Source organism: Acidovorax sp. JHL-9 (genome assembly GCF_000426205.1).
GTDB classification, from domain to species: domain Bacteria; phylum Pseudomonadota; class Gammaproteobacteria; order Burkholderiales; family Burkholderiaceae_C; genus Acidovorax; species Acidovorax soli.
In genome coordinates this window covers 1-6,688 of the sequence record NZ_AUEX01000050.1, presented here as the reverse complement: position 1 = coordinate 6,688, position 6,688 = coordinate 1, and the positions used below count along the sequence as shown (strand labels likewise).

Genomic DNA, 6,688 nt, shown 5'->3' with positions numbered 1-6,688 from the left:
TGCGTATTTCGGACTTCTTGGACATCAAGTTCGACATCGTTGACACCGTGTTCGGCACCGCAGTCAGTGAGGTACTTTTACCTCCCTCGAGAACACCCAGCGGACCATGGATTGTTGGCTACTCAATGGTTGTGCTGAGTGGTGTCCTTGATCCTGCTAGGCGCCGCAGGCTTGCCTACACCTCGTCGCTGGCCGCCCCAACTCGCTCTGCCTTCCCAGGCGCAAAGCCAGGCCTCTGCTCTGGCCGTGGTAGGGGTGAGCAGGTGCACTGATCCCCCAATGGCCTGCGCCACATCTACCCCTTTGTCCCCATACAGAACCCGTAGCAAAGCGGGCAGCACTCGGACTTCACCCTTGCGACCAGCAGCATCCAGCTGTTGCGACAGAGCAGGCCGGCGCTCCTTCAACCAGTTGCCAAGTCCTGATGGCGGCACCATGACCGCCAAGCTGAACTCGGACTCGTGAAACTGCCATTCCTCGGCGCTCACCAGACGGCTCAGTTCATTCTCAAAAGCGAGGCGCAACCGCTGTACCTGTTTGTGGGTGGCCACGGCGCAAAGTGGAGCACCTTCCCTGCCCCGAGACGTGGAGTTGGTGGAATGGTTCTCGCACACGCCGCGCGAGCGCTGCGGCAGCCAGCAGTACCGACAGAATGCGTAGAGCGGCGTAGCGACTTCTTGTGCGCCCACGTGTGGATGTGCCTTGGGCAGGCCCAGCACGTCAGCCATCCGCGCGAATGACGCCAATTCCAGGTGAGCAGGAAACTCAACCTCGCGCGGTGGTCGAGTGGTGTGCCGCACGAAGATGCTCACAACAGCTGCGCTTGCCCCGAGCTGCTTGTCAGTGCCACCACTGGCGGTAGCAAGGTTCGCGTAGAGGATCCAGAGGCTATCCCAACTGGTCTGCCCCCGTAGATCAAATAGTGACTTGTGCACGTCCGGCAAGAGCGGCAGCAAGCGTTCGCGCAGCAGGCCGATGACCATGGCTGGGTTCACGGCCTCATCGCCGAAGGACGTGTATCCATCGAGCAGAACGTCCAGGAAAGCTCGGGGCATGGGTGGCGGCACTGCGTCGTCGAGGTACAGCGGCATTTCAAGTGTCCAGATAGCCCAGTAGTTTGGCCTGATCGACTTTCGTACGATGGCCGATCCCCGCATTCGGCGTGCCGATCCAAGTGTCGAGCTTGCCGTTTTGACGGCCCAAACGTTTCTTTCGGCGACGTGGACACTTGTTTCGGCAACGTGGACGGGGATATCGACAACGCGCGCAATGTCGATGGCATCGCGCCGTCATATCAACAGCAACCAGGAGCCTCACCGAGCAAAAAAACTACACGTCCAGAAACGAAAAAGCCCGAGTTGCAGCTCAGGCTTTTTGTCCGGCCGAGGCCAGCAAGATTTGGAAAGATCTCGTGGCATGGAGTATCGGTCGCAGCGTTCGGCACGTCAAGTGCTGGGCGTGCTGGGCAAACTCGTCCTTGCAGCGCGTCCTCCCGCGCTGCGCAAGAAGTGAGTCCATGCGCATTCCAATTCACCTGCAGCGCGAAATCGCCCGCCTGCATTACTACGATCCCAACAGTTCTGACCGCGCCATCGCCGGCACCGTGGGCATGTCGCCTTCCACGATCGGCAGCTTCCGCCGAATGCTGCGAAAGCAGGGGCACGAATGGTCAGCGATCGAGCCGCTTGACGACGATCAGTGGCGAGACACCCTGGGCACGCGCGATCGCTCCATTGCGCAGCGGAAACCTCTGCCCGACTGGCAGTGGGTGCACACGGAAATGCAACGCCCCGATGCGACCATGGAGCAGCTGTGGCGCGAGTGGAGGGAAACATGCCCCGAAGGGGTGGCCTACACCCAGTTCGCGGTCGGATACCGGGCCTGGAGAAAGAATCTTCACGTAGTCATGCGCCGAGTACACCGGCCAGGCGACAAGTTGTTTGTGGACTTCGCTGGCAGGACCGTGGAGATCCGAGACCCTGCTGGCGGCCCCTCTCGGTTTGCTCAAATCTTCATCGCGGTGCTCGGCTACTCCAACTACACCTTTGTGCACGCCGTCCCCACCCAGACGACTGGTGACTGGGTGCAGTGCCACGTCGAGTGCTTTGAGTTCTTGGAGGGGGCACCGTGCTGGGTGGTCAGTGACAACCTCAAGGCCGCTGTCTGGCGCCGCAGCCGCGATGAGTTGGTTATCAACCCGACCTACCGCGACTGCCTCCACCACTACGACACCGCTCCTGCACCCGCCAGGCCAAGGCGCCCAAAGGACAAATCCAAAGCAGAGGTGGGCGTGCAGATCGCGCAGCGCTGGATACTGTTCAAACTGCGCGATCGGGTGTTCTTCAGCATCGACGAGCTCAACAAGGAGCTGCGCCGGTTGAACCACGAGCTCAACGATCATCCGTTCAAGAAACTGCCAGGCTGTCGGCGCAGCAGGTTTGAAAGCGATGAACGCGCTACGCTCAAGCCGCTTGTGCAAAAGCGCTTCGAGTTGTGCGACTGGCGCTATCAAGTCCGCGTGGGCAATGACCACCATGTAGAGCACCTGCGCTGCTTTTACTCAGTTCCCTCCCAACTGGCTGGCGAGCGCGTCGATCTGCGCATCACCGCGTCCATGGTGGAGGTGTTTCGAGGTGGCCGCCGGGTAGCGTTGCACGCGCTGCTCACTGAGCCGGGCAACAGCACCACGCTTCCTGAACACCGGCCTGTGGCCCACCAGCGGGTTCTGGAAGGCGAGCCCAAGGCGCTGATGCAATGGGCCACTGCGGTGGGCGTCAGTGCTCAGGAAATGATCGGCTACCACCTCAACGAGCGGCGCGATCCCGCAAATGGCATGCGCGCTGCCCGACGCATGCGAGATCTGGCGCGGGACCATGGCGAGGATCGCTTCGAGTCCGTCTGCCGCTACGCACTCCCGCTGAACATCACTTCGCTGCGCAGCATCACTTCGATCCTGACCAACCAGGCGGACCTGCGGCCCCGTCCTGCCACGCCACCGCCCCGCATGGAGCACGACAACCTGCGCGGCGCCCAATACTTCGGAGATTAAACATGAGCACCAATACCCAGAACTTGAACAAGTTGCGCGAACTGCGCCTGAACGCCATGGCGACAGCCTATGAACTCCAGCAAGAGCAGGCCAAGCTGCAACAGCTTGCGTTTGACGATCGCTTCGGTTTGCTTCTTGAGTCGGAAGTCTCCACCCGGAATTCCCGCAAGCTCAACCGCCTCGTGAAATCGGCCGGCTTTCCGGAAATTGCCGCATTTGAAGACTATGACGCGCGTGCAAGTCGAGGGCTGGACAAGGCGCTGATGTCAACGTTGGCCAATTGCAGCTGGATCGCGCGAAAGCAGAACCTCATGATCCTCGGGCCCACGGGTGTGGGTAAAACCTGGCTAGCGTCGGCGTTCGGCCACCAGGCCTGTCGGCTGGGCATGACCGTGGCCTTCTACGTGGCCAACGACCTCTTCACCAGCATCGGTCAAGCGGTGCTCGATGCCTCGCTGCCAAAACTCAAAACGGCCCTCTACAAACCCAACCTGCTAATCCTTGATGACTTTGGAATCGGGGAAATGTCCCCAACCGCAGCGCAGGTCTTGCTCGATGTTGCCGACCGGCGCATGCGCACGGGATCTCTGCTTCTGACCAGTCAGTACCCCGCGGACACTTGGCACGGTTTCTTCCCAGATCCAACCGTCGCGGATGCGGTTCTTGATCGCGTGGTGCATCAAGCTCATCGGGTCCAGCTGAAGGGCGAATCGATGCGCAAGATCAGAGGGCGAGCTGCTCTGAATCCTGGCTGATAAGGTCGCGCTTTCCTGGTCGTTACCTTGCAATGGGGCGGCCTGTTCCTACAGCTGCAGAGCGGCTGCAGCCATCGCAAAACTGAGCCAAGCTGGCGTTCCCATATTGATAGGTAGCCGATCGCCAGCTCCAAGGCTAGACTTCAGGAATCGGCCATTTGCTGCCGTTTACGCAGGCAGCTTCCTGGCATCGCCTCCAACGACGTGGTGCTGGATGTAGCCGCAAACTGGTCAGAACTTGGGGATGCGCACGGTCTTGCTGATCATGGCCGTGCCCGACAGCGCGAACAGCAGGCTCATGGGGTGCAACTGCCAGGGCCCAAGTTGCCATACTCCTCCCCACAGTTGCGCTCCCAGCGCTCCCTGCCAGGCGGCCCATGACAGCAATGCAGTGAGGATCACGCTGGTGGGGATCGGCGTGCCTTCAAAGTAGGCCACCTTGCCCGAGTCGGTGGTCAGGTGTTCGGCCGTGACGTTGAAGCGCGCCAACCGGCTGACGCCGCAGCAGACGAAGTAGCACAGGATGACGATGTCCCAACCGCTCTGCAGCCCCGCGGCAAAGCCCAGCGCTGCCGGGCCGACGCCGAAGGAGATGACGTCGGCCAGCGAATCGAGCTCCCGGCCCAGCGGCGAATGCTGGTGACGCCAGCGCGCCACCTTCCCGTCGAAGACGTCGAAGACGAAGGCCAGCGGTGTCATTGCGGCCGACAGCAGAAAGTGCGTAAGCGAGCCGCTGGCCATGTACATCATCGCCAGGAACACAGACAAAACGCCGCAGGCGGCATTGCCCAGTGTGATGAAGTCGGCAAGATGAAAGCTGCGGATCATCGCGAAGCGGCGTGGCGTGGGGGTTGAGGGCGCCATAGCAGAGTCTCCCTAGTTGCTCAATGTTTGAACGTCAGCTTCGACACGTTGGCATCAAGAGCTCGAATGTCCCTGATGGGCCCGAAGCGGACTCCTGGCTAAGCCCGCCAGGTTCCAATTCCAGCATGCAGAACTTGAAAGGAATCGGGGTGTAGCAAGAACACATAATGCTTGCCACCGCCCGCAAGCGGTTCTGGCTGTTTCTCGGAGGTCCAACAGCTCACAACCAAGACCGAGTTTTCGGTCAAGAGCGCCTTCAGTAGCTCTTCACGCGTTGTGTCCGTCAATGAGCGCATACGCCCGATGAGGTTCACGGCCTCAACGGACACATCAGTCGCACAGTACGCATGCGCAGTTGCTTGTGCCCACAACGGATGGTACGAGGCCGCCCTCGACGCCCGAGTTTCGACGTCAGGCGATACCGATTGCATCACGCTTACCTCCGAAAAAGGAATGGCTGTTTCTGGCCGATTGGTGAAGTCTAGCCGGCCGCGCACCTGCCCGGCAAACCAACATGGCAACTGGGCGCCGCAGCGTCAACGCCTACTGGCAGCACATTGTGCGTGTCCACGAGTGTCGAACTGGGTGTCCATCTCCCGCCGTTCCCGCTGTCCAAGAGAAACCGAAATGAGTGTCCAGCAGCGACCGAAATACGCAGCTCACGCAGGTCGACGGCTTTCGCCCCGCCGCCCGCCACCACAGTGACGTCCTCGATGCCGATAACTCCGAGGATGAGCCGAAGGTATTGCGTCGCGATGTCGCGATCCTTTATTGGCGATCCCTCGGAATAGACGCCGCCAGAAGCCATCAACAAGGTCGCCTTCTTTCCTTTGACAAGACCCCGCCCGTCAAAGCCGAGCGTCATGCCCTTGCGTACGATGTGATCCACCCATGCCTTAAGCGAGGCCGGGACGTTGTAGTTGTAGACCGGTGTCGAGATGACAAGGTGCTCAGCCACAAGGAGTTCGGCGACCAGTTCATCGGACAGTCGAAGCTCCTCTTTCATCGCTTGCGATTGATCTGCGGGCGGTGTGAAGTAGGCTTGGAGCCAAGGCGCTGTAACGAAACAGAGCCCGGGATTGGCGAGATCGCGATGCACGATGTGACCTTCCGGATTCGCAGTGCGCCATGCCGTAAGGAAGCGTTGGGTCATTTGACGCGAGACGGACCGGTCGCCGCGTGGGCTGGTCTCGACAACGAGAAGCTTGTTCATCTGAGGGTTCTTTCTTTCGGAATGGGTGAGCAATACACGGGCTGCCGCTGGATGGGCTGAAAAGCTTCAGCAACTGCCGCGCAGAACTACAAGTGGAGTCGTAGCAGTAATTTAGGGGCCGAAATGCTTCACCGGAAGCGATGAAAATGTGATACTTTTAATCAGTTTTGGAGATGGACAATGATTGGAAGTCTCACCCTCGACCAGTTGCGCGTCCTCGTGGCCATTGCCGAGGCCGGCAGTTTTTCAGCCGCCGGCCGCGAACTTAGGCGTGCGCAGTCGGCGATTAGTCAAGCCGTCAGCAATCTCGAGGCAATCCAGGGCGTTGAACTGTTTGACCGCCGAGGGCACCGACCGCGCCTGACTGATGTGGGGCGTGTACTGGTCGATCAAGCTCGGTCGGTGCTCGCAAGTGCCACTCGTTTCGAGGCCATTGCAGCCAGTACGCGCGCGGGTGTAGAGCCAGAGTTGACGATTGCGATCGATCCCCTGGCCCCGATGGCCAGGTCAAATTCCCCCACCCTTGGCCACCCCAAATTCCCCCAGGCAGGACGGTCGGATTATGACGACTCGGGTGTGACGGCGATGCGTGCAGCGGCCTCCTTGAGGCGGAAGCTCTTGCCCTCGAACTCCAGCATCGCGCAGCGGTGCATGAGCCGATCCAGGATGGTGCTGGCCATGGTGGCGTCGCCGAGGTATTTGCCCCAGTCCTGCACCACGCGGTTGGACGTGATGAGAACAGCGCGGCGCAGCTTGTAGCGCTGGTGCACGATGGCCTGCAGGACTTCAGCGGCATGCTCGCTGATG

General features: G+C 60.4%; 7 protein-coding genes and 1 pseudogene. 4 read left to right on the top strand and 4 right to left on the bottom strand.

Annotation, left to right across the window (positions count from 1 at the left end):
* Positions 1 to 122: 122 nt before the first annotated feature.
* Positions 123 to 1,091, bottom strand: coding sequence for a hypothetical protein (locus K225_RS0118960; RefSeq protein ID WP_026437515.1), 969 nt, complete (start codon positions 1,089 to 1,091; stop codon positions 123 to 125).
* A 49-nt stretch (positions 1,092 to 1,140) separates the two neighbouring features.
* Here K225_RS0118960 and K225_RS22335 point away from each other — a divergent pair, with 49 nt between their 5' ends.
* Genes K225_RS22335 through istB form a run of 3 tightly spaced genes read left to right on the top strand, consistent with a single transcriptional unit; the run spans position 1,141 to position 3,804 of the window.
* A complete protein-coding gene (locus K225_RS22335; protein WP_155885301.1) occupies positions 1,141 to 1,512 on the top strand; it encodes a hypothetical protein in 372 nt (123 codons plus the stop codon).
* 4 nt (positions 1,513 to 1,516) lie between these two features.
* Positions 1,517 to 3,049, top strand: coding sequence for an IS21 family transposase (gene istA / locus K225_RS0118950; protein WP_026437514.1), 1,533 nt, complete (start codon positions 1,517 to 1,519; stop codon positions 3,047 to 3,049).
* 2 nt (positions 3,050 to 3,051) lie between these two features.
* Positions 3,052 to 3,804 carry an IS21-like element helper ATPase IstB gene (gene istB, locus K225_RS0118945; RefSeq protein ID WP_026437513.1) on the top strand — a complete coding sequence of 251 codons (753 nt, stop codon included), beginning with the start codon at positions 3,052 to 3,054 and terminating at the stop codon, positions 3,802 to 3,804.
* Between the two features lie 231 nt (positions 3,805 to 4,035).
* Here the strand turns inward: istB and K225_RS0118940 are convergent, their stop codons facing one another.
* Both K225_RS0118940 and K225_RS21280 read right to left on the bottom strand, forming a co-directional pair.
* The gene (locus K225_RS0118940; protein WP_026437512.1) at positions 4,036 to 4,668 is read right to left on the bottom strand and encodes a phosphatidylcholine/phosphatidylserine synthase; all 633 of its coding nucleotides are present in this window, start codon (positions 4,666 to 4,668) and stop codon (positions 4,036 to 4,038) included.
* A 481-nt stretch (positions 4,669 to 5,149) separates the two neighbouring features.
* Positions 5,150 to 5,881 carry an FMN-dependent NADH-azoreductase gene (locus K225_RS21280; RefSeq protein WP_081679744.1) on the bottom strand — a complete coding sequence of 244 codons (732 nt, stop codon included), beginning with the start codon at positions 5,879 to 5,881 and terminating at the stop codon, positions 5,150 to 5,152.
* Positions 5,882 to 6,061: 180 nt separating this feature from the next.
* On the opposite strand from K225_RS21280, the pseudogene K225_RS22670 reads away from it, so the two are divergent.
* Positions 6,062 to 6,199: pseudogene (locus K225_RS22670) on the top strand (LysR family transcriptional regulator); the annotation flags it as partial.
* A gap of 242 nt (positions 6,200 to 6,441) precedes the next feature.
* Here K225_RS22670 and K225_RS21275 read toward each other — a convergent pair.
* Positions 6,442 to 6,688, bottom strand: a 247-nt coding sequence (locus tag K225_RS21275) for an ATP-binding protein (protein WP_034713449.1), incomplete at its 5' end; no start/stop codon positions are given.

Coding starts and splice junctions, on each gene's coding strand:
- K225_RS0118960 (WP_026437515.1), bottom strand. CDS start 1,091: ATGCCGCTGTACCTCGACGACGCAGTGCCGCCACCCATGCCCCGAGCT.
- K225_RS22335 (WP_155885301.1), top strand. CDS start 1,141: ATGGCCGATCCCCGCATTCGGCGTGCCGATCCAAGTGTCGAGCTTGCC.
- istA (WP_026437514.1), top strand. CDS start 1,517: ATGCGCATTCCAATTCACCTGCAGCGCGAAATCGCCCGCCTGCATTAC.
- istB (WP_026437513.1), top strand. CDS start 3,052: ATGAGCACCAATACCCAGAACTTGAACAAGTTGCGCGAACTGCGCCTG.
- K225_RS0118940 (WP_026437512.1), bottom strand. CDS start 4,668: ATGGCGCCCTCAACCCCCACGCCACGCCGCTTCGCGATGATCCGCAGC.
- K225_RS21280 (WP_081679744.1), bottom strand. CDS start 5,881: ATGAACAAGCTTCTCGTTGTCGAGACCAGCCCACGCGGCGACCGGTCC.